General features: G+C 67.9%; 2 protein-coding genes. Both read left to right on the top strand.

Features of this window, described 5'->3' with window-relative positions:
• The first annotated feature begins 199 nt into the window (after positions 1-199).
• Positions 200-694 (top strand): hypothetical protein, encoded by a 495-nt coding sequence (locus tag JNW87_RS41955; RefSeq protein WP_375373621.1) that lies wholly within the window; start codon positions 200-202, stop codon positions 692-694.
• A gap of 25 nt (positions 695-719) precedes the next feature.
• The gene (locus JNW87_RS38945) at positions 720-899 is read left to right on the top strand and encodes a hypothetical protein (RefSeq protein WP_238455494.1); all 180 of its coding nucleotides are present in this window, start codon (positions 720-722) and stop codon (positions 897-899) included.
• Positions 900-1,134: the final 235 nt, after the last annotated feature.

Genomic DNA, 1,134 nt, shown 5'->3' with positions numbered 1-1,134 from the left:
TCGGGCATGATGACATCGGCGGGTGAGGTCCTCGGGGTGTCGTGAAGCCTAGAGAACTCCATGATCACCGACGCGATCTCACCCGCTCTACCTGCCTCCACAGAGGCCACTCACCCCGTAGATTCCCAGCTCAGGGCACCCACCGATCGACTACGCAATCGCCCTGGCCCTCGGGCTCGGCAGCCTGCTGCTGGCCCTGATGATTCCCGGCGCCTACGGTGATCGGAGCCTGCTGTTCGCCGGCGTCTATGTGGCGATGCGGGTCGTGCTGGCAGCTCTGGCCGGGCACAGTCTGGGCTGGCGTTCGCCCGTCCTTCGCTCCTACGGCTCGGGCCTGGTGGCCGGGCCGCTGCAACTGGCGGGCGGCATTCTCCCCGGCACGACCCGGATGGTGCTCTGGTCGCTACAGCGGTGCCTGCGTACCCATCGCCAGCGACGTCGACTGCGCCGGCGGAAGCGGCGACGGCCCCGCCTACGTAGACGGGCCCGTCCGCGTAGTCGGCTCAGACATCTACAAGCTCGACCGAGACGGCGACGGCATCGCCTGCGACACGTGACGCAGTACAGGAAGGTGCGGGGCATGCTCCTGCCTCCGCACGCCTCATTCGTATCGCCTCCGGTCAGTGGCGAAAATTCAGCTCCGACATGCGGTAGGCGGAGTAGTGGCGGCAGTAGAGGCCTGGTTTCTGGGTAGACCGGTCGACGGGAGACTGATGCCAGTGGAGGTCACCGCCGACGGCAGTCCGCCGGCGGTGGCCAAGCTGCCCCAGACGGGCGTCTACGTCGGAGCGAGCGATGTCGCCGCGCCCGCGGTTGAGCAGGTCTACGTCCTCGCTGGCAGGCTCGATGACACCGAGGTCTACCAGTACCGGCCGCCCGTTTCGGAGGCGACAGACTGACAGCTGCCGCCGGCGGAGCGGCTGTTTTGCAGTTGTTCGCCTGCAGACCATTGCCATGCCGGTCGACACCTGTATATATCGAGGTACCGCTATCTTCGATTGACCGGGAGAGCCGACCGTGACCCGTACCCTGCGTTGGGCCGCCACCCTGCTGGCCGCCGTCACCGCCACCACCGCCCTGACCGCCGCCCCCGCCCACGCCGAGACCTACTCCGCCGCCCTGCGCACCGCCGTG

Origin of the sequence: Micromonospora sp. ATA51 (genome assembly GCF_016802855.1) — a bacterium.
Taxonomy (GTDB): domain Bacteria; phylum Actinomycetota; class Actinomycetes; order Mycobacteriales; family Micromonosporaceae; genus Micromonospora; species Micromonospora sicca.
This window is presented reverse-complemented; position numbering and strand designations above follow the sequence as displayed.

Coding starts and splice junctions, on each gene's coding strand:
- JNW87_RS41955 (WP_375373621.1), top strand. CDS start 200: ATGATTCCCGGCGCCTACGGTGATCGGAGCCTGCTGTTCGCCGGCGTC.